This is a genomic window from Catenibacterium sp. AM22-6LB (assembly GCF_003435615.1).
Classification (GTDB): Bacteria; Bacillota_I; Bacilli_A; order Erysipelotrichales; family Coprobacillaceae; genus Catenibacterium; species Catenibacterium mitsuoka_A.
Genome location: NZ_QTUM01000029.1, coordinates 1 through 18,924 on the forward strand (window position 1 = coordinate 1; position 18,924 = coordinate 18,924).

The 18,924-nt window shown below is 35.0% G+C and carries 22 protein-coding genes, 1 riboswitch and 1 other annotated feature; of the genes, 16 read left to right on the forward strand and 6 right to left on the reverse strand.

The features are described 5' to 3' along the window. The first annotated feature begins 112 nt into the window (after nucleotides 1-112). The 6 genes from mltG to greA all read left to right on the forward strand — a co-directional run bounded on the left by mltG (nucleotide 113) and on the right by greA (nucleotide 5,356). Nucleotides 113-1,144, forward strand: a complete 1,032-nt coding sequence (gene mltG, locus DW269_RS07415) for an endolytic transglycosylase MltG (protein WP_117459200.1) — start codon at nucleotides 113-115, stop codon at nucleotides 1,142-1,144. Then, on the forward strand, nucleotides 1,144-1,755 hold the full coding sequence (locus tag DW269_RS07420; protein WP_117459201.1) for an O-methyltransferase: 612 nt from the start codon (nucleotides 1,144-1,146) through the stop codon (nucleotides 1,753-1,755). The genes mltG and DW269_RS07420 overlap by 1 nt, the downstream gene beginning before the upstream one ends. Then, entirely contained in the window at nucleotides 1,739-2,659 is a 921-nt protein-coding gene (locus DW269_RS07425) for a peptidase U32 family protein (RefSeq protein WP_117459226.1), read from the forward strand. The genes DW269_RS07420 and DW269_RS07425 overlap by 17 nt, the downstream gene beginning before the upstream one ends. Further along, a complete protein-coding gene (locus DW269_RS07430; RefSeq protein ID WP_117459202.1) occupies nucleotides 2,643-3,893 on the forward strand; it encodes a U32 family peptidase in 1,251 nt (416 codons plus the stop codon). The genes DW269_RS07425 and DW269_RS07430 overlap by 17 nt, the downstream gene beginning before the upstream one ends. Beyond that, entirely contained in the window at nucleotides 3,883-4,509 is a 627-nt protein-coding gene (gene udk, locus DW269_RS07435; RefSeq protein WP_117459203.1) for a uridine kinase, read from the forward strand. Before DW269_RS07430 ends, udk begins: the two co-directional genes overlap by 11 nt. Before the next feature lie 367 nt (nucleotides 4,510-4,876). Continuing rightward, nucleotides 4,877-5,356 (forward strand): transcription elongation factor GreA, encoded by a 480-nt coding sequence (greA, locus tag DW269_RS07440; protein ID WP_022425416.1) that lies wholly within the window; start codon nucleotides 4,877-4,879, stop codon nucleotides 5,354-5,356. Between the two features lie 85 nt (nucleotides 5,357-5,441). Here the strand turns inward: greA and DW269_RS07445 are convergent, their stop codons facing one another. The 5 genes from DW269_RS07445 to glmS form a co-directional block, all read right to left on the reverse strand. Further along, entirely contained in the window at nucleotides 5,442-6,236 is a 795-nt protein-coding gene (locus DW269_RS07445) for an ABC transporter ATP-binding protein (protein WP_117459204.1), read from the reverse strand. After that, entirely contained in the window at nucleotides 6,229-7,152 is a 924-nt protein-coding gene (locus DW269_RS07450; protein WP_117459205.1) for an ABC transporter permease, read from the reverse strand. Before DW269_RS07450 ends, DW269_RS07445 begins: the two co-directional genes overlap by 8 nt. A gap of 13 nt (nucleotides 7,153-7,165) precedes the next feature. Beyond that, nucleotides 7,166-8,134, reverse strand: a complete 969-nt coding sequence (locus DW269_RS07455) for an ABC transporter substrate-binding protein (RefSeq protein WP_117459206.1) — start codon at nucleotides 8,132-8,134, stop codon at nucleotides 7,166-7,168. 48 nt (nucleotides 8,135-8,182) lie between these two features. Beyond that, nucleotides 8,183-8,383: a binding site (T-box leader), on the reverse strand. A gap of 108 nt (nucleotides 8,384-8,491) precedes the next feature. Further along, nucleotides 8,492-9,739 (reverse strand): hypothetical protein, encoded by a 1,248-nt coding sequence (locus DW269_RS07460; protein ID WP_117459207.1) that lies wholly within the window; start codon nucleotides 9,737-9,739, stop codon nucleotides 8,492-8,494. A gap of 75 nt (nucleotides 9,740-9,814) precedes the next feature. Beyond that, a complete protein-coding gene (glmS, locus tag DW269_RS07465) occupies nucleotides 9,815-11,614 on the reverse strand; it encodes a glutamine--fructose-6-phosphate transaminase (isomerizing) (RefSeq protein ID WP_117459208.1) in 1,800 nt (599 codons plus the stop codon). 350 nt (nucleotides 11,615-11,964) lie between these two features. Here glmS and DW269_RS07470 point away from each other — a divergent pair, with 350 nt between their 5' ends. The 9 genes from DW269_RS07470 (at nucleotide 11,965) to DW269_RS07510 (ending at nucleotide 16,783) form a co-directional block, all read left to right on the forward strand. Then, nucleotides 11,965-12,489 carry a hypothetical protein gene (locus tag DW269_RS07470; RefSeq protein ID WP_117459209.1) on the forward strand — a complete coding sequence of 175 codons (525 nt, stop codon included), beginning with the start codon at nucleotides 11,965-11,967 and terminating at the stop codon, nucleotides 12,487-12,489. A gap of 36 nt (nucleotides 12,490-12,525) precedes the next feature. Continuing rightward, entirely contained in the window at nucleotides 12,526-13,221 is a 696-nt protein-coding gene (locus DW269_RS07475) for an AzlC family ABC transporter permease (RefSeq protein ID WP_117459210.1), read from the forward strand. Then, nucleotides 13,218-13,523: an AzlD domain-containing protein gene (locus DW269_RS07480; RefSeq protein WP_117459211.1), complete on the forward strand. Its 306-nt coding sequence runs from the start codon at nucleotides 13,218-13,220 to the stop codon at nucleotides 13,521-13,523. The genes DW269_RS07475 and DW269_RS07480 overlap by 4 nt, the downstream gene beginning before the upstream one ends. Before the next feature lie 24 nt (nucleotides 13,524-13,547). Beyond that, nucleotides 13,548-14,018 carry a hypothetical protein gene (locus DW269_RS07485; RefSeq protein WP_117459212.1) on the forward strand — a complete coding sequence of 157 codons (471 nt, stop codon included), beginning with the start codon at nucleotides 13,548-13,550 and terminating at the stop codon, nucleotides 14,016-14,018. A gap of 125 nt (nucleotides 14,019-14,143) precedes the next feature. After that, nucleotides 14,144-14,581: a radical SAM mobile pair system MarR family transcriptional regulator gene (locus DW269_RS07490; RefSeq protein ID WP_117459213.1), complete on the forward strand. Its 438-nt coding sequence runs from the start codon at nucleotides 14,144-14,146 to the stop codon at nucleotides 14,579-14,581. After that, on the forward strand, nucleotides 14,578-15,267 hold the full coding sequence (locus DW269_RS07495; RefSeq protein WP_117459214.1) for a radical SAM mobile pair protein A: 690 nt from the start codon (nucleotides 14,578-14,580) through the stop codon (nucleotides 15,265-15,267). The genes DW269_RS07490 and DW269_RS07495 overlap by 4 nt, the downstream gene beginning before the upstream one ends. Further along, complete coding sequence (locus tag DW269_RS07500) at nucleotides 15,255-16,163, forward strand: radical SAM mobile pair protein B (RefSeq protein ID WP_117459215.1); 909 nt, start codon at nucleotides 15,255-15,257, stop codon at nucleotides 16,161-16,163. The genes DW269_RS07495 and DW269_RS07500 overlap by 13 nt, the downstream gene beginning before the upstream one ends. Continuing rightward, nucleotides 16,129-16,434 (forward strand): hypothetical protein, encoded by a 306-nt coding sequence (locus tag DW269_RS07505; protein WP_117459216.1) that lies wholly within the window; start codon nucleotides 16,129-16,131, stop codon nucleotides 16,432-16,434. The genes DW269_RS07500 and DW269_RS07505 overlap by 35 nt, the downstream gene beginning before the upstream one ends. A gap of 31 nt (nucleotides 16,435-16,465) precedes the next feature. Then, a complete protein-coding gene (locus DW269_RS07510; protein WP_199410000.1) occupies nucleotides 16,466-16,783 on the forward strand; it encodes a DUF1016 N-terminal domain-containing protein in 318 nt (105 codons plus the stop codon). Nucleotides 16,784-16,884: 101 nt separating this feature from the next. On the opposite strand, the gene DW269_RS07515 is transcribed toward DW269_RS07510, so the two are convergent. Beyond that, on the reverse strand, nucleotides 16,885-18,075 hold the full coding sequence (locus DW269_RS07515) for an acetate/propionate family kinase (protein WP_117459217.1): 1,191 nt from the start codon (nucleotides 18,073-18,075) through the stop codon (nucleotides 16,885-16,887). A gap of 99 nt (nucleotides 18,076-18,174) precedes the next feature. Beyond that, a riboswitch (TPP riboswitch) is annotated at nucleotides 18,175-18,276 on the forward strand. Between the two features lie 45 nt (nucleotides 18,277-18,321). Between DW269_RS07515 and DW269_RS07520 the strand changes: the two genes are divergently transcribed. Beyond that, nucleotides 18,322-18,867: an energy-coupled thiamine transporter ThiT gene (locus DW269_RS07520; RefSeq protein ID WP_117459218.1), complete on the forward strand. Its 546-nt coding sequence runs from the start codon at nucleotides 18,322-18,324 to the stop codon at nucleotides 18,865-18,867. The last annotated feature ends 57 nt before the right edge of the window (nucleotides 18,868-18,924 follow it).

The window sequence follows — 18,924 nt, forward strand, 5'->3', positions numbered from 1 at the left end:
TAGTGCACGTACGGTTTGATAAGGGACTAGCCTAGTGATAGGTTAGTCTACTTTCTTATGGTAATTATCGGGTTAATTCTATATAATGGTTAAGGAAAAGGAGGATGTATGTATGAAGAAAAAAATCATAGCGGCAGTCCTTGTAGTTGTACTATTAATAGGTGGTACAGGCTTATTTTATATAAGTGGTATAGGACATGTCTCTTCTAAAAGTGAAGTGGTACAGATCACTGTAAAGAAAGGTGAAAATGCCTATACAGTTTTAAATACATTAGATTCAAAAGGATTGATAAAAAATAAATTGGTAGCTAAGGTTTACTTAAAGATTCATAAACCTTCAGTTGTTTCTCAAACTTACAATTTGAATAAGAACATGTCTCTTTCAAAGATGTATAGCATCATGTCAAAGATGAACAGCTCTTATGTTGTGAAGTCTTCCTTAACTATCCCTGAAGGAATTACTATTCCTCAGGTAGCTAAAAAGGTTGCAAATGTAACTGGTAAATCAGAACAAGAAGTATTAGATAAATGGTCTGATCAGACTTATTTAAAAGAGCTTATTTCTAAATATTGGTTCTTGACAGATGACATTCTTCAAAAGGGTATCTTATATCCATTAGAAGGTTATCTCTATCCTGAAACATATGTACTTTATGATAAATCTACAACAATAGAAAAAGTCACAACAGAAATGCTGGATTATATGGATCAGCAATTAACACCTTATAAGGATTCAATGACTAAGCTTGGCTATACGCCTCACCAATTCTTAACATTATGCTCAGTCGTAGAAAGAGAATCTTTATTTGATAAAGACCGTCCAGCCATTGCGGGTGTATTTATCAATCGTTTAAAGACTGGTATGAGATTACAGTCAGATATTACTGTCAACTATGCATTAAATAGAACAGGTGTCAAAGTCACTACTAAGATGACTAAGACTGATTCTCCTTATAATACATATAAATATGCAGGACTTCCTATTGGTCCTATTGCATGTGTCCCACAAAAGACTATGGATGCAGTCGCAAACTATACACCATCTGATTGTTTATTCTTCTTTGCGAAGAAAGATGGGACTGTTATCTATTCAAAGACATATGAAGAACATCAAAAAGCAGTAAAGGAGAATAAGTGGTATTAATGAAATCATTTTATGAATTAGAAGAATATGCACTTGTGAAAGATGTGCCTATTATGCAAAAAGAAGGTATTGAATACCTTATTGATGAATTGAATAAGAGAAATGCAGAATCTGTATTAGAAATTGGAAGTGCCATTGGGTATTCATCTTTAATGATGGCGACTCATGTCAAAGGTCTTCATGTTGATACAATTGAAAGAGATGATACACGATATCAAGAAGCAGTTGTAAATATTCACGATTTTAATCAGGAAGACAACATTACAATCTATCATGAAGATGCATTAGAGTTTGATAATACATTGTTGGATCATGCGCCTTATGATTGTCTTTTTATTGATGCAGCTAAAGCGCAGTATCAGCGTTTCTTTGAGAAGTATGTTCCTTATTTAAAGGAAGATGGTTTTGTGTTAGTGGATAATCTAGATTTCCATGGTATGATTTTTGATATACCAAATATAAAAAATAGAAATACACGTGCTCTTGTAAGAAAGATCAAACGTTTTAAAGACTGGATCTTCTCTAATGATGAATATGATGCACATTATGTGCAGGTAGGTGATGGTCTATGTATCATTACTAGAAAGGATCAAAATGAAAATCGCAATTAATTTAAATGATCGTGGATATCTTTATGATTATATTGATATGGGTGTTTCTTTGATTATGGCTGGTTCAGATTATAGTGTTTTGACACCGGTGAAGTTTTCTATTGAGGAACTGAAAGAAATCAAAGAACAGGCAAAAGAACTCTATGTTTATGTGAATGCTATGTATGATGAACATGATCTAGAAGGATTAGAAAAGCATATTGATGCGTTACATGATATTGGAATTAATGGATTAATTTTCCAGGATTTTGGTGTATTACGTATGGTGAATCAAAAGGGTTATGATTTTAAGATGATTTATCATCCTTTAACTCTTAATACCAATTCAAGTACACTGAATACTTTATCTCATTATGGTATTTCTGGTGCTTTTGTTTCTAAAGAAATCTCTTTAAAGGAACAGCTAGAAATACGTAAAAATTGTGATATGCCATTATTTGTATTAGGTCATGGTGTACAATATATGATGATGAGTAAGAGACACTTGATCTCTAATTATGAAAAAGCAAGCAATACAACATTAAGCCATAATAAAGATGCTCTCACAATAAATCCACGTGGACAGGATTTCCCTTGTCATATATATGAAACAAGTTGTGGAACGGCTGTATTCAGCAAATCTAGACTATATACATTGGATTTATTCAATACATTAAAGGACTTTGATTACCTTTATATTGAAACAATGTTTATGGATTCAAGAGAAGCAGTAGAAGTCACTAGTATGTATTGTGCTTGTCTCCATGCATTAGAAACAGGATTATATGATAAAGAAGTAAAAGAATATCTTCCTTTATTAAGAAAGATTTCTAAACCTCTTGATCGTGGTTTCTTATATGATGATACAATTTATCGTCTTGAAGATGTAAAGAGGAGGGATCTAGAAGATGCAGCCAATAAGTAAGATTGTTGATGGTCGTCGTGTGATTGTGAAAAAACCAGAATTACTTGCCCCTGCAGGAAACCTAGAAAAGCTTAAAACAGCTATTATTTATGGTGCAGATGCAGTATTTATTGGTGGTAAGGAATTCTCCTTACGATCACAGGCATCTAACTTCTCTATCGAAGATATTAAAGAAGCAGTACAATTTGCGAATCAATATGGTGCTAAAATCCATGTTACATGTAATATCATCCTTCATCATGATAACCTAGAAGGTATTAAAGAGTACTTACAGGCATTAGATGATGCAGGTGTTACAGCCATTATTGTCGCAGATCCATATATTATGAATCTTGCGAAAAGTATGGACTTAAAGCTAGAAGTACATGTCTCTACACAGATGTCAGTCACTAACTCATCTGCCGTTAAATTCTTTGAAGATATGGGAATGGACAGAGTAGTACTAGGTCGTGAAACAACTTTTGAAGACTTGAAGGACATTAGAAAAAATGCCCCTGATATTGATTTAGAATATTTCATACATGGTGCTATGTGTATTTCCTATAGTGGTCGTTGTATGTTATCTAACTACTATTCTAGACGAGATGCCAATAGAGGTGGCTGTTCTCAAAGTTGTAGATGGTATTATGATTTAGAAGAGAATGGACAATCTATTAATGAAGATTTTCCATTTACTATGTCTTCTAAGGATATGTGTCTCATTCATCATATTGGTGAATTAATAGAATGTGGTGTGGATTCATTCAAGATAGAAGGGCGTATGAAATCTGTCCACTATATTGCGACAGTTGTATCTACTTATAGAAAACTCATTGATACATACTGCGCTGATCCTGATCACTTTACAGATTCAAAGAAATATGAAGATGAACTACAAAAAGCAGCCAATAGAGCATTCTGTCATGGATTCTTTTATGATAATCCAGGTGTAGATGAACAGCTTTATAACTTAAGAGATGAACATCCTACACAGGAATTCGTTATGCGCGTACTTGATTATGATCAAGATTCTAAACGAGCTAAAATTGAACAGCGTAACTATTTCAAAGTAGGAGACAAGATAGAAATATTCTCTCCTAGTCATTCAAATATTTATTTTACTGTTAATAAGATTTATAATGAAGATAATGAATTGGTGGAAGTAGCAAACCATCCAATGGAAATACTTTATGTAGAAATTGATTATCCAGTATTAGAGAATGATATGGGAAGGAAGGTAAACCATGGAAAATAAAGCTGTCATTATTGGAATTGCAGGTGGAAGTGCTTCTGGTAAGACTTCTATCGCACAATCTATCTATGACCGTTTTAAAGGCAGTCATAGAGTAAAAATCATTAAACAAGATGATTACTACAAAGATCAAAGTGATAAGACAATGGAAGAAAGAGTAAAAACTAACTACGATCATCCATTTGCTTTTGACAATGATCTTCTAGTATCAGATTTAAAGAAGTTAAAAAAGAAAGAAAGAATTGAAAAACCTACTTATGATTATTCAAAGCATACAAGAAGTGATATTACAGAAGTTATTGAAGATCGTGATGTTATTATTCTAGAAGGTATCTTTGTCTTAGCAGAAGAAGAGGTAAGAAATCTTTGTGATATATTGATTTATGTGGATACAGATGCAGATATCCGCTTTATCAGACGATTAAGAAGAGATGTAGAAGAACGAGCAAGAACTGTTGATTCAGTCTGTAACCAGTATTTAGAGACTGTAAGACCAATGCATGAACAGTTCATTGAACCATCTAAGAAATATGCACATATTATTATTCCTGAAGGTGGGACTAATACTGTTGCGATTGACTTATTGATTACAAAAATAAGTAGTATTCTAGGCGATTAAATCGTTCTTGTCTAATTAAAATAAGTATGTTATTAATTAGTGGCGAAAAAACCATAGGCTTATCTATGGGATGAAAGCCACATAATTAAAAGAATTAAGATTAATAGAATCAAAGTATTGAATAGTGGAATCAAAATAGTATAAAATAAACATTAGGAAGATTGATTACACTTCCTTATCATAAGATAGAAATTTACCGTTAATGTGGTCGTTGGACTGCCTGGTAATAAAAGTTCTTACTTAAATAGATTTAAACTTGTATTTCAAAGTCTGAAAATGATGTACGATTATAAGCTAAACTTGACAGTAAGAACCCCACGGGCTCACCCGTGGGAGTAGTCAGATTTACGTATACGAGGTGAAAGAAATGGATAAAAAAGTACAAATTAGTAGAGAAGGTTTTGAAAAGCTAAAAGCTGAAAGAGAAAACCTTATTAATGTTGAAAGACCAGCTGTCATTGAAGAAATTAAGCTTGCAAGAAGCCAGGGTGACTTATCAGAAAACGCTGACTACGATGCAGCAAGAGATAAACAGGCTCGTATTGAAGAAAGAATCAAAGAATTAGAAGTAATGATGCAGAATGCAGTAATCATTGGTTCTGATGTTAAGGTAGATACTCATGTAGTTAACTTAGGAGCTACTGTAACAGTTCTTGATTTATCTGAAGAAAATCCCGAACCTGATACATTTACAATCTTAGGTTCTACAGAAACTGATCCATTACATGGTAAGATTTCTAATGAATCTCCACTTGCAAAAGCATTAATGACTCATAAGATTGGTGATGTTGTAACAGTCGGTGTTGCAAAACCTTATGATGTTGAAATTGTAGATATTAAATATTAATGGTATGAAAGGACACTTCTTAAGAGGTGTTCTTTTTTAGCACATAAAAAAACACTCCAACTCGATATAGTTGGAATGTTTTTCATTATTTCAACAACATTCTATCATTCACAAATTCACTACCACTTGCTTCTTCAAACTTCTTAAGTAGGAAAGGGACAGTTAAGTTTTTCTTTTCTTCACCCTTTACATCATAGATGATCTGACCATTATACATCATAATCAATCTATTACCTACATCAATAGCCTGCTGCATATCATGAGTTACCATCATTGCTGTTAGCTTTTGTTCAGTGACAATCTTATTAGTCAAAAGTAATACCTTAGCACTTGTTGCTGGATCAAGAGCGGCTGTATGTTCATCAAGTAAGAGAATCTTAGGCTTTGTGACAGTCGCCATTAATAATGTTAAGGCCTGTCTTTGTCCACCTGATAATAAACCTACCTTGCTTGTCATTCTATTTTCTAGGCCTAAATTTAAGGTCTTTAAGAGGTCATAATACAACTTCTTTTCTTCTTTCTTGATACCCCACTTTAAAGTACGTTTCTGACCACGTCTTTTAGCCATAGCAAGGTTTTCATCAATCTGCATATCAGCTGCAGTACCCATCATCGGATCCTGGAATACACGACCAATAAGACCTGCACGTTTATATTCTGGATATAAAGAAATATCTTTATCATCTAGTTTAATATGACCACAATCAATAGGGTAAACACCTGCAATCATATTCATTAAAGTGGATTTACCAGCACCGTTACCACCAATAACAGTAACGAAGTCTCCATCATCTAATTGAAGATTAATATCAATCAAGGCTTTCTTCTCATTAATAGTGCCAAGGTTAAATGTTTTTGATACATGTTCAATCTTAAGCATTTTTCTCATCCACCTCTTTTGTAAGTTTCTTATAGTTTGCAGTCTGTTTTCTATTGGCCATTAATACTGGAATAGTTAATGCGAGAGCTACAATAAATGCAGTGAGTAGCTTTAAGTCATCAGTTGATAAACCTAACTGGATAACAATGGCGATAATAATACGATAAATAATTGAACCAACAATAATCGCAATGAGTCTCTTTAAGAAACTGCCATAACGACCAAAGATAACTTCACCAATAACGATAGAAGCAAGACCCATAACGATTGCCCCCATACCGATCTTGACATCACCATAACCAACTGACTGACCGACCATGGCACCACTTAAGGCGATTAAGGCATTTGAAATCACTAAACCAAGTAGCTTAGTATAATCAGTATTGACACCAACAGCTCTTACCATCTGTTCATTATTACCAGTCGCACGTAATGCATTACCTAATTCAGTTCCAAAGAACCAATAGAGCAGGGCAATCACAATAGTTACTGCAATAACACCTACAACAAGTGTAGACTGAGATACTGTTAAACCAACCATTGGTCCCCAGTCATATAAGCTTTCTGTCTGAAGTAATGGGATATTTGATTTACCCATTATACGTAAGTTAATAGAATATAAGCCTAACTGTGCAAGAATACCAGCAAGGATGGCAGGAATCTTACACTTAGTATGTAATATACCAGTCACAAATCCAGCTAAAGCACCCGCAAGAGTTGCGGCAAGAATCGCAACGATTGGATTACCATGATTTGTAAGAATAACAGCACATACAGCACTTCCTGTTGCGAAAGAACCATCACATGTCATATCTGCAATATCTAGCAGACGGAATGTAATATAAACACCAACTGCCATGATGCCCCATAAGACACCCTGGTAAGTCGCACTTTGTAATGCTAAAAATAAAGACATTCTCCTTCACTCCTTAAATAAGTTCAGCCTTATCTAATACTTCCTGTGGAACTTTAATACCAAGCTTTTCCATCTGAGCTTTATTGACCTTTAATTTACAATCACTCGCTTTTAAGTATTCAATAGGCATAGTAGCTGGTTTACCTTTACCAGTTAAGATCTTAATAGCCTGCTTACCAGCGATACTACCTAAGTTATAGTAATCAATACCATAAGTAGCTAAACCACCTTTAGCACACATACCTTCTTCACCAACAATAACAGGGATTTTAGCCTGATCAGTTACTTTTACAACTGCTGGGATATTAGAAGCAAGTAGGTTATCAGTTGGAATATATAAAGCATCTGCTTTACCTACAATAGAATCAGTAACTGACTGGATTTCATTAGATTCAGAAACAGTCTTTACTAATGGTGTCATACCCTGAGCTTTGATTTCTTTGACAGCCATCTTACCCTGGATTTCAGAGTTAGATTCATTACCTGCATACATAACAGCAACAGTCTTTGCGTTAGGCATAATCTGTTTTAATAATTTAATCTGTTCTTTAACTGGTGTTAAATCACTTGCTCCTGTGACATTTCCAGTAGGTTTTTTATTTGATTTAACTAATTTACTACCAGCTGGATCAGTGACTGCAGATACGACAACTGGAATATCTTTAGTCTTCTTTACAACAGCCTGTGCAGCAGGAGTTGCAATCGCGTAAATTAAATCATTTCCATCATTCACTAAGCTTTCTGCAATAGTTTCACAGTTAGAGTTTTCACCGCTGGCATTCTTTATAGTGATATTAGAAGCCTTATAACCAGCTTTTACAAGAGTATCCTTAAATCCCTTATATGATGCATCCAATGCATCATGCTGCATATACTGGATGACTCCAATTTTTACATCAGCCTTATCTTTGGTACTAGACTGACTACCACAGCCAGTTAATGCTAGACCGACTGCCATTAAACCACATACAAACTTCTTCATAATAGATTCCTCCCTTTTTCTTTCCCCTAAAAACAAAAAAATTCACCCCAAGAGGGCGAATTATCGCGGTACCACCTCTAGTTCATTAGTCATTGACTAACCTCACTAAATAGCGATAACGGGCAACCCGGGAAGTATTTTGTACTTCCAACTCCATGGTGAATTCAAGAATGTCTGCGTATGATTCGCACCAGCCATCATATCTCTTATGCCACACATTTCTTTACTATGTCATTTCTCTGTTTTTATAATATAAAAACATAATATAGGTATATTAAGGAAAAGTCAAATAAAACTTTTAAAAGTTAGGGAAAAACTAAAATAGAACATAATAAAAAAGAGCAGATATTTCTGCTCTTAGTAGTTGATTTCTTCGTAAAGAACTTTTAGAAGGACAGCCTTAGAACTCATCTGCTGACGCTTTCTATCATAAGTCTTGATTACGCTGTATTCAACAACGTCATACTTTTCAACTTCTTCATCATCAAGGAAATCAGCTTGTCTGAAGAATAAGTTTTCTTCACCATCCTGGAAGATACTACCAAAATTCTTATCATGATTGTAGAATACTACTTTACCTTCATGACGAGTAATGTAGTTTTCTAGATGATAAACAACTTCACTATATACACGATCAAATGCATCGCTGGCAGTTAAATCAGCATAATCAGCTAAATCAACATCAGCTTCATATGTTTTACCATTTTCTTCTTCTAGCTTCTTAATGAGGCATTCTGCAAGTGCATGAGCCTTATCCTGACCCTTAGCCTTTGCCATTGCTGAAATCTTCTTGTAATCTTCGATATTCTTATAATCGAATCCACCCTTGAAGAATTTATCGATTAGAAGTGTATAAGCATCATCTTCACGATTTGTATTCATATAAAGCTTATAAAGGATTTCAAATGAATCTACTGCATTGAAATGACCCTGTAAAGCGATGAATTCATTTTCAGCTTCTTCATAACGTCCAAGTTCAACTAGAGAGCTTGCACGATAATATTTAACCCAGTTAAGGTTGTTATAATGCCACTTTAAGTTATAAGTGAAAGCAATGTTCGCAGTTTCAACACATGCTCTATATGATTCAAGTTCATATAATGCACGTACTTTCATACGATACCATTTTTCTTTCTTGCTTTCGAATTCTTTACCATCTTTATTCACAAATGGCTTATCTTCTAGAGCAGGTGCATCTAAGTAGTCTAATAATTCAGATAACTTCTTATAGTCTACTGGATTAGCCTTTAATACATGTTTAATAGCCTTATTGACTGCAGCTTCAAGTGGAGAATATCTCTCCTGCTTACAATATTTAGCAATTTCTTCTAAGATACCATAGAATAAACTTTCGTTCTTAGAAATTTCTTCATCATCGATGTTGATATACTTATTATAAAGAGCATAGCCAAAATAATTGATATATCCTTTTAATTCTGGTGCCATTTCAAGGAATGTTCTTCCTACTTCAATAGCTTCATCAGTCTTACCCTGATTCTTTAATTCTTTAACGAAATCACGTGCCTGGAATTCGCTGAATGAAGAGGCATCCTCTTCGAAACGGTTCTTATAAGCCGTTAAATCTTTTACTTTTGATTCTTCCACATTATCACCCCTACGAGATATTATACATTTTTTTATTATTGATGTGAAGAAAAAACGAACGGAGTTCTCCGTTCGTTATTCTACAGTTACTGATTTAGCTAAGTTACGAGGTTTATCTACATCGCAACCCTTAATGCATGCTGTATGGTATGCGATTAACTGTAATGGGATAGCTACAAGTACACTTTGTAGTAAAGGATTGATATCTGGTAAGTAATAGATATTTTCTACACCACTGACTTCCTGTCCTTCTACAGTAAATAGGATGACTTCAGCACCTCTTGCGATTGTTTCCTGAATATTAGAAATAGTCTTAGCTGCAACATGAGGCTGAGTGGCTACTGCAATTACTACAGTACCTGGTTCAATTAAGGCAATAGGACCATGCTTTAATTCACCAGCAATATAAGCATCAGCATGTACATAAGAAACTTCCTTAAGCTTTAAAGCACCTTCTAATACACTTGCATAATCTAAACTTCTACCAATAAAGTAGCAGTCATGTTTATCCTTCAATGTTTTTGCGTAGTTTTCGAAGATTGCTTCATCATCAATTAACTTAGATACATATTCTGGAAGGTTATTTAACTGTTCCATTAAATCAGTATCTACAGTATCTCCTCTTTTATCTGCAATATATAATGCGATTAAAGTAAGTAATACTAACTGAGTTGTATAAGCTTTAGTAGATGCAACTGCAATTTCAGGTCCTGCACAAGTATAAAGTGTATGCTGTGCCTCTCTAGAAATTGTAGAGCCTAAGACGTTAGTCACGGCAATAGTTGTACATCCTTTTTCATTAGCAAGTTTTAATGCAGCAAGAGTGTCAGCTGTTTCACCAGACTGTGATACAAAGATACATAATGTCTTTTCATCGATGATTGGATCATTATAACGGAATTCACTTGCTACCTGAGTAAGAACTGGTAAACGTGTTGCACGTTCAAGGATAGATGCTCCACATAATCCTGCATGATAAGCAGTACCACATGCAACATAATAAACCTTATTAAACTTATTGAAATCAACATCTTTTAATTCATCTAATACGATTGAATGTTCAAAGATACGACCTCTTAAAGTTTCCTGAATGACATGAGGCTGTTCATTGATTTCCTTTAACATATATGTATCAAAACCATTCTTCTGAGCCGCTTCCATATCATAAGGAATAGTAGTCATTTCTTTAGTGATTTCTTTACCATCTTTATTATAGAAAGTAATGCTGTCTTTCTTTAATACAGCCATTTCTAAATCATCTAAGAAATAAACATCTTTAGTATAAGCAAGTAAAGCTGGAATATCACTGGCTGCAACACTTGCATCTTCAGTACGTCCAATAACGAGTGGACTTGCCTTTTTAGCAACAACAACTTCATCAGGATGCTCTGTAGAAACAATACATAAAGCATAGCTACCATCAATACAGTTCAATGTTTTCTTCACTGCTTCTAGAAGATCTCCTTCATAGAAATAGTCTAAACACATAACAACAACTTCTGAATCTGTTTCACTCTGGAATGAATAACCTTTTTCTAGCAAAATATCTTTTAATTCTCTATAGTTTTCAATGATACCATTGTGTACAATAGAGATAGTGTTACTTGGGTTTGTATGAGGATGTGAGTTTAAGTTAGAAGGGACACCATGAGTTGCCCATCTTGTATGACCAATACCTACATGACCAGTCATATCATGATTCTTTAACTTTTCTTCAAGGTTCTTTAAACGACCTTTACATTTTACAGTTGTAAGTACATTATTTAATACTGTTACACCTGCAGAGTCATATCCTCTATATTCTAATTTTGCGAGTCCCTGCATTAAGAAAGGTAGGGCTTCACCATTGCCGCAATAAGCTGTAATACCACACATAATCTTGTCCTCCTTGTTTTGTGGAATAAAAACGTTAAAACAAAGGAGTACCTGATGAAACCTGTTCATTGATCACTCAATGTTTTTATTCATCGTTCAGGCAGTACTATGCCTCTAGACCATCCGCCGAATAGTTCGATTAATCTAGTCCTCGTCAACTTATACAAGTCCTGGCGCTTTATAATCTATCACTTTATCTTAACGGTGAATATTATATACGTGAATTGGGATAAATCAATTGGAAATATTGATATTTTAAAAATATGAAAACTATATATAACTTTATATATAAATTAGGGAGAAATATAAAAAAATTAAAAGTATATATATAAGTAGGAGGGGATTTTTATATGAAAGAAGATCTAGAAGGAAATATTGAAGAAATGAAGAAGTACTTAAAGAAGTTAGATGAGAGTGGTTTATATGATGTAGAGAAATATTCACGTTCTTTATTACATCAAACAAGTCAGTTATCTTATTTCTATTGTTCACTTGTAAAGGATGGTTCACCATCAGATACTTATTATCATGTCCATAAGCGTCCAAAAGAACATCAGATGGCTTATTTTAATATCGGTAGAGGATTTCCTAAGGAACTCATGGATGGGCATTGGTGTTATGTTGTAAAAGATTTAGGTTATAAGATGTTAATTATACCTTGTACATCCATAAAAAAAGAATCATCACCAGTCAATCCACATTTTGAAAAGGACTTAACAGTCCTAGATGACCATGGGATGATTACGCATTCTAGAATGCAATTAACTGACTTACGCACAGTTGATATTCAAAGACTTGATTGTCGCAAACCATTCTATAATGTATGTGATGATCAAGAAGAAATTAGAAAATTCATAATAGAACACTTATTTTAAGTTCTATTTGTGCTATGATACTCCTGGTGATGAAATATGAGTGAAATGATGAAAGGAATGAAGAAAAGTATTCCCATTGCATTAGGATACTTTCCAGTTGCCTTTTCTTTTGGAGTATTATGCGTGTCAAGTGGCTTGCCTCTAGGACTGGCCACTTTTATATCTCTTACAAACTTAACAAGTTCAGGACAGTTTGCAGGAGTACAATTGATTTTATCTGATAGTACTTATTTAGAAATCGCAACAACACTATTATTGATCAATTTTAGATATTTCTTAATGAGTCTCTCTTTATCGCAGAAGATTGATGAGAAGATGAATACAGTTGAACGTATGATCATCTCTTTTGGAATTACAGATGAAACATTTGCGTTAGCCAGTCTGCAACCTAGTAAACTCACATTTAAGTTTATGCTAGGCTTTATTCTTACACCTATTATAGGATGGGTAGGAGGTACTCTTGCCGGAGAATTTATTATGGGATTATTGCCTTTAGCATTGCAAGGTGCTATGGGAATTGCCTTATATGGTATGTTCTTAGCTCTTATTGTACCTGCAATGAAAGATTCAATACCAATAACTATAGTGGTATTAATTTCTATTGGAGTCCATACACTCTTTACCTATGTGCCATTATTTAATGTTATGAGTACTGGTGTACGCTTGATTAGTGCAACACTCATTGCAACATGTATGGGAGCCTGGTTATTTCCAAGGGAGGATGAAGCATGACAAGATATCAGGTATTAGCTGTCTTAGTGATGGCACTCTTTACTTATCTGCCTCGTTTTCTACCACTTACTTTTTTTAGAAAGAAGATTATATCTCAATTTATTAATTCAGCTCTTTATTACCTGCCTTATGCAGTATTAGGAGCATTGACTTTCCCAGGTGTCTTTAATTCTACACCTAACTTAGTAGAATCATGTGCAGGTATTATAGTTGCAGTATTTTTTAGTTATAAGGGAAAAGGGCTTGTATTTGTGGCTGTTGCAGCCATACTTGCATCTTATATTGTGCAGTTTGTGATTTAAAAATCGGAATTTGAGGAATAAAATATGGGCATATTAGAAATAGTTTTTAATTCAAGAAAATTTGATTTGAATGATGATGTTCTGATGGGATTTGATAATTACTTTGATAAAAAAAGTAAGGATTATAATAGTTTTTGTTTAGACGAAGAAGATATTAATCCTTTACAAAACTTTGTAGCACAGATTAAGTCTGCTGACTCAGATAGTGTAATTTATGTATCTACTTATGGCTATGAAATCACAAATAGTAAAGGAAAAAAATCAACATACGCCGATGCTCTTTGGATTGACACAGTTTTACCTATTTCCCAAATAGAGAGATATATTGAAAAAAGTGGTGTTGCTGAACCAAGTAATATTTCTTTTGTTGGAGATAGTGATGAATGTGGAAACTATAAAGTATGGCTTATAGCTCAGGAAGAGAATAATCCTCATATTATAGAGCTGACTGACCGCAAGAAGATAGACCATATGATAATATTATATTGGGATTGATAAGTTTTAAAATTCCAGTTTGGAGAATTGAAAAAAACGGAATTTACCTATCAAAATATATAAACTCTTGACAATAAAACTCCTATATAGTATTTTTTAATAAACTACTATATAGGAGCTTTTGTATGGAAATGAATGGTGGATTTCTTATCACCAAAATAAAACAACTTGGAGACCGAATTTTCGAGAAGATTCTCAGTGAAAAGAATATTGATGCGTTTAATGGAGCCCAGGGACGTATTCTTTATGTGCTGTGGCAGGAGGATGGTATCTCAATCAGGTCACTCTCGACTAAATGCGGATTAGCGATAACATCTCTTACTACGATGCTGGAAAGAATGGAAAATCAAGGGCTGATAAACCGTGTTCAGTCTGAAACGGACAAAAGGAAAACACTCCTGTTTCTGACTGAAAAAGCACATGCCTTAAAGGGCAAGTACGATTCTATATCTGATGAGATGGGTAGTATTTACTACAAAGGTTTTTCAAAGGAAGAAATTATCCAGTTTGAGGAATGCCTCGACCGCATCAGAAAGAATCTTGAGGAGTGGCAGAAGTCATGAGTATTTGTATCAAAAATCAGATTCAGAACATGAATATCGTCATTGGCTGCACAGTGGGGTGTACATATTGCTATGCCCGCAACAACGTGAAACGCTGGCATATGATTGATGACTTCGCTGATCCTGAATTCTTCCCGGGTAAGCTCAAGATGATGGAAAAGAAACGTCCACAGAACTTTCTTCTTACCGGGATGAGCGATTTCTCTGGATGGAAGCCAGAATGGAGAGACGAGGTATTTGCAAAGATCCGTGAAAATCCACAACATCAGTTCCTGTTCCTTACCAAGCAACCTGATTTGCTGGATTTTGATACTGATTTGGAAAACGCATGGTTTGGCGTTACGGTGACGAGGAAAGCAGAACTGTGGCGTATCGACGCCCTTCGGAAAAACGTCAGAGTAAAACATTGCCATGTTACCTTTGAGCCGTTATTCGACGATCCTGGCACAGTTGACCTTTCCGGAATCAACTGGATCGTTGTGGGCACCATGACTGGAGTTCAGAGTAGGAAGATTCATACGGAACCGGAATGGGCATGGTCTCTGACAGACCAGGCACATAAGCTCGGCATTCCGGTGTTTATGAAGGAAGACCTTGTCCCTATCATAGGGGATGAAAATATGATTCAGGAAATGCCGGAAGAATTTAATAAAGTGTTAGAGGTACAGAAATCATGGAAGAAGTAATAAATGGAATCCTCATTCGTGAGGTGGAAGCAAAGAATATCATGACTAAGTCTAGTCTGCCGGTAGGCGGTTACTCGGTCAATCCCTATGTGGGCTGTACACATGCCTGCAAGTATTGTTACGCTTCTTTTATGAAGCGCTTTACCGGGCACAAGGAGGAATGGGGCACTTTCCTTGATGTGAAGCATTGGCCGGAAATTAAAAATCCGAAGAAATATGCCGGACAGCGGGTGGTCATCGGTTCTGTGACAGATGGCTACAATCCACAGGAGGAGCAATTTGGGAATACCAGAAAACTTCTGGAGCAGCTGATCGGCAGTGACGCAGATATTCTGATATGCACAAAGTCGGATCTTGTGGTACGAGATATTGATCTGCTGAAGAAGCTTGGACGTGTAACCGTTTCATGGTCGATCAACACACTTGATGAAAATTTCAGGAACGATATGGACTCTGCTTCGAGCATTGAGCGCCGTATCACTGCTATGAAGCAGGTATATGAAGCAGGTATCCGTACAGTCTGTTTCGTATCCCCAGTATTCCCTGGTATCACGGATTTTGAAGCAATCTTTGAGCGGGTAAAGGATCAGTGCGATCTGTTCTGGCTCGAAAATCTCAATCTTCGAGGCGGTTTCAAAAAGACAATTATGGATTATATCGCCGAAAAATATCCTGATCTTGTACCACTTTACGACGAGATCTATAACAAGCATAACCGCAACTACTTTAAATCACTTGAAGTAAAAGCTGAGAAAATGGCTAAGAAGTATGATTGTGCCTTTGTGGATAATGAAATGCCTTATGGCAGAGTCCCGCAGGGACATCCGGTGATCGTAGATTATTTCTATCATGAGGAAATTCGTGGGACAGAGAATACCGGAAAAAGAAATCGCTAACTTCAAGTTTGTTGAAGGGACGTATAGAAACTATATGTTCTTTTTTGATACAAAAGAGAGAAGCATAAGGGACATTGAAGTTCCTTTTCTTTTGCTCAAATTCACATTTGTAGAATTAACAATTGGTTGTTCTATGATTGTAAAAAGATATTTATCTAAAGAAACGGCAGAACCCCCCCACCTCTATATGAAATATAGGTGGGGGATGAATTTATTTGAGAAATTTTGGAATAGTGAGGGTATAAGATATATAGGAAGCTCCTTTTCCTAAATATACAGAAATTTAGAGGGGGGGTAAGAGCATGGATGATGATTTACAAAAAAATCAAAATGCAGAACAGACTTATCATTCCATTCGTAATTCTATTGTGTCTGCACAGCATTGTTTGTGCACAGCCGTAAATTCTGCTATGGTAACAACTTATTGGGAAATTGGAGAACAGATTTTTAAAGCATGTGGAGAAAATGATCGTGCAGAATATGGAAAGAGATTATTGGAATATCTTTCAGAGCAGCTGACAGCAGAGTTTGGAAAAGGTTTTGATAAATCAGCATTTCTAGAGTTGACAATCAGGTATTCTATAATTAGAAAAATAATTACGTCAGTGTGGGATTTTTGATATCCAGTACTGGCTTTTTTAGATTCTGTAAAGAAACGTTTAACGATACCACATTTTTATAACAAAAAATGAGCATCGCCTTAAAGCGATGCTCACTTATCTTATAAGTTTAATAATTCTTTTGTATCTCTTGCAATCACTAATTCTTCATCAGTTGGTACTACAAATACCTTGATCTTAGATTCAGGTGCAGAAATTAATCTTTCACCATGACCTTCTACATTAGCCTTATCATCTAATACGATGCCTAATGCTTCTTTTATTAGATCAATAATTGCTTCTCTTGCGATAAAGCTGTTTTCACCAATACCAGCAGTGAATGAAATTGCATCAACATGTCCAAGTTCTACAAAATAAGAACCAATATAATCAGCTACACGTTTTCTAAACATGTCAAAAGCTAATTCGGCTCTTTGGTTACCTGCATCTTTTGCATCAATAATATCTCTCATATCACCAGAAACACCAGATACACCTAATAAACCAGATTCTTTATTTAACATCTTGAATACAGTCTTCATATCATATCCAAGATTTTCAATTAAGTGATCTACAACTGATGCATCAATATCACCAGAACGAGTTGCCATCATAACCCCAGCAAGAGGTGTAAGACCCATAGAAGTATCAATAGACTTACCATCTTTTACAGCACAAAGTGAAGCACCTGCACCTAAATGACATACAATAATATTAGCATGTTCAGGGTTGCCTAATAATTCCTGAGTACGCTTTGATACATAGTAATGAGAAGTACCATGTGCACCATATTTTCTAATCTTGTTTTCTTCATAGAACTTATATGGAATTGGGTAAACTGCGTTTTCAGGCTTAATAGAGTGATGGAATGCTGTATCAAATACTACAACAGCACCTGCAGTAGGAATAGCTTCCTTGAATGCTTTGATACCAATAATATGTGCAGGGTTATGAAGTGGTGCAAGTGGTGATAATTCATCAATCTTAGCGATTACATCATCATCTACAACACAAGAACCATCGAAATAAGGACCACCCTGTACGACACGATGACCAATACCCTTGATTTCATCTAAATGTTCAACAATCTTCTTTTCAATTAATGTATCAAGTAATACTTGTACTGCTTCCTTGTGAGTAGGAACTGCAAAGACCTTCTTATCTTTAGTACCGTTGTACTTGATAGTGAAGATTGAATCTTCCATACCGATTCTTTCAATAATACCAGAAGTGATAACACTTTCAGTATCCATTTCAAATAACTGGAATTTCAATGAAGAACTTCCACAGTTAACTGCTAAAACTTTTGACATGCTTATATCCTCCTAAACACCCCTATTATAAACAGAAACCCCTAACATTTCTACTATAAATTTAGATTACGTGACAAAAAGAATGTTCTGTAATATAATCATTACTGCCAGGGGCGCATTTATTGCTGAGATAGGTGAAAGCCTTGTCCCTTAGCATCTGATCTGGGTAATACCAGCGTAGAGAGGCCGTACTTTTTTAGTGACTTCTTTGCGTCATCTTAGTCATTGGAAAGGGGAGATTTATAAATGAATAAGAAGACATTATCCACTAGAGCAATTGCTTATGTTGCGTTATTTATCGCTATGCAGTTAGTTCTAGAAGCACTATTTAAGGTGATTCCAGGACAGCCAGAGGGTGGTTCTATAACTTTAAGTTTATTACCAATCGTACTTGCAAGTTATTTAATGGGTGCACAATATGGAGTTATTGTTGGTGTTGGTGCCACTGCTATGCAGTTTGTATTAGGTCTTGCTTTATATTATGGACCTTGGTCTGTTGTATTAGACTATCTTGTACCATTATCAGCACTTGGTATTGCAGGCTTTATTCCTAATTTTAAATTAGGTAAGACTGAAGTATACACAGGTATTTTTGTAGGAATGATCCTTAAGTTCATTTCACATTTATTATCTGGTGCTGTATTATTTGCAAGCTATGCACCTAAGAACATGAATCCTTGGGTTTATTCATTCTTATATAATATTGGTTATAATGTAGGTACACTTATTTTAACTTATGTAGTGTTTGCACTTATTTATCCAAAACTTCAGAAAGCATTTAAGGCTATTTAACAGTGGGAAACCACTGTTTTTTTTATTTTAAAAACAAAACAATAACTTAAAAAGGCT

Excerpts from the sequence above, each read along its gene's own strand:
- DW269_RS07425 (WP_117459226.1), top strand. The coding sequence starts at position 1,739 with ATGAAAATCGCAATTAATTTAAATGATCGTGGATATCTTTATGATTAT.
- DW269_RS07500 (WP_117459215.1), top strand. The coding sequence starts at position 15,255 with ATGGAAGAAGTAATAAATGGAATCCTCATTCGTGAGGTGGAAGCAAAG.
- mltG (WP_117459200.1), top strand. The coding sequence starts at position 113 with ATGAAGAAAAAAATCATAGCGGCAGTCCTTGTAGTTGTACTATTAATA.
- DW269_RS07470 (WP_117459209.1), top strand. The coding sequence starts at position 11,965 with ATGAAAGAAGATCTAGAAGGAAATATTGAAGAAATGAAGAAGTACTTA.
- DW269_RS07445 (WP_117459204.1), bottom strand. The coding sequence starts at position 6,236 with ATGCTTAAGATTGAACATGTATCAAAAACATTTAACCTTGGCACTATT.
- DW269_RS07515 (WP_117459217.1), bottom strand. The coding sequence starts at position 18,075 with ATGTCAAAAGTTTTAGCAGTTAACTGTGGAAGTTCTTCATTGAAATTC.
- DW269_RS07490 (WP_117459213.1), top strand. The coding sequence starts at position 14,144 with ATGGAAATGAATGGTGGATTTCTTATCACCAAAATAAAACAACTTGGA.
- DW269_RS07475 (WP_117459210.1), top strand. The coding sequence starts at position 12,526 with ATGAGTGAAATGATGAAAGGAATGAAGAAAAGTATTCCCATTGCATTA.
- DW269_RS07455 (WP_117459206.1), bottom strand. The coding sequence starts at position 8,134 with ATGAAGAAGTTTGTATGTGGTTTAATGGCAGTCGGTCTAGCATTAACT.
- DW269_RS07520 (WP_117459218.1), top strand. The coding sequence starts at position 18,322 with ATGAATAAGAAGACATTATCCACTAGAGCAATTGCTTATGTTGCGTTA.
- DW269_RS07480 (WP_117459211.1), top strand. The coding sequence starts at position 13,218 with ATGACAAGATATCAGGTATTAGCTGTCTTAGTGATGGCACTCTTTACT.
- DW269_RS07510 (WP_199410000.1), top strand. The coding sequence starts at position 16,466 with ATGGATGATGATTTACAAAAAAATCAAAATGCAGAACAGACTTATCAT.
- DW269_RS07420 (WP_117459201.1), top strand. The coding sequence starts at position 1,144 with ATGAAATCATTTTATGAATTAGAAGAATATGCACTTGTGAAAGATGTG.
- DW269_RS07495 (WP_117459214.1), top strand. The coding sequence starts at position 14,578 with ATGAGTATTTGTATCAAAAATCAGATTCAGAACATGAATATCGTCATT.
- DW269_RS07485 (WP_117459212.1), top strand. The coding sequence starts at position 13,548 with ATGGGCATATTAGAAATAGTTTTTAATTCAAGAAAATTTGATTTGAAT.
- greA (WP_022425416.1), top strand. The coding sequence starts at position 4,877 with ATGGATAAAAAAGTACAAATTAGTAGAGAAGGTTTTGAAAAGCTAAAA.
- DW269_RS07450 (WP_117459205.1), bottom strand. The coding sequence starts at position 7,152 with ATGTCTTTATTTTTAGCATTACAAAGTGCGACTTACCAGGGTGTCTTA.
- udk (WP_117459203.1), top strand. The coding sequence starts at position 3,883 with ATGGAAAATAAAGCTGTCATTATTGGAATTGCAGGTGGAAGTGCTTCT.
- glmS (WP_117459208.1), bottom strand. The coding sequence starts at position 11,614 with ATGTGTGGTATTACAGCTTATTGCGGCAATGGTGAAGCCCTACCTTTC.
- DW269_RS07430 (WP_117459202.1), top strand. The coding sequence starts at position 2,643 with ATGCAGCCAATAAGTAAGATTGTTGATGGTCGTCGTGTGATTGTGAAA.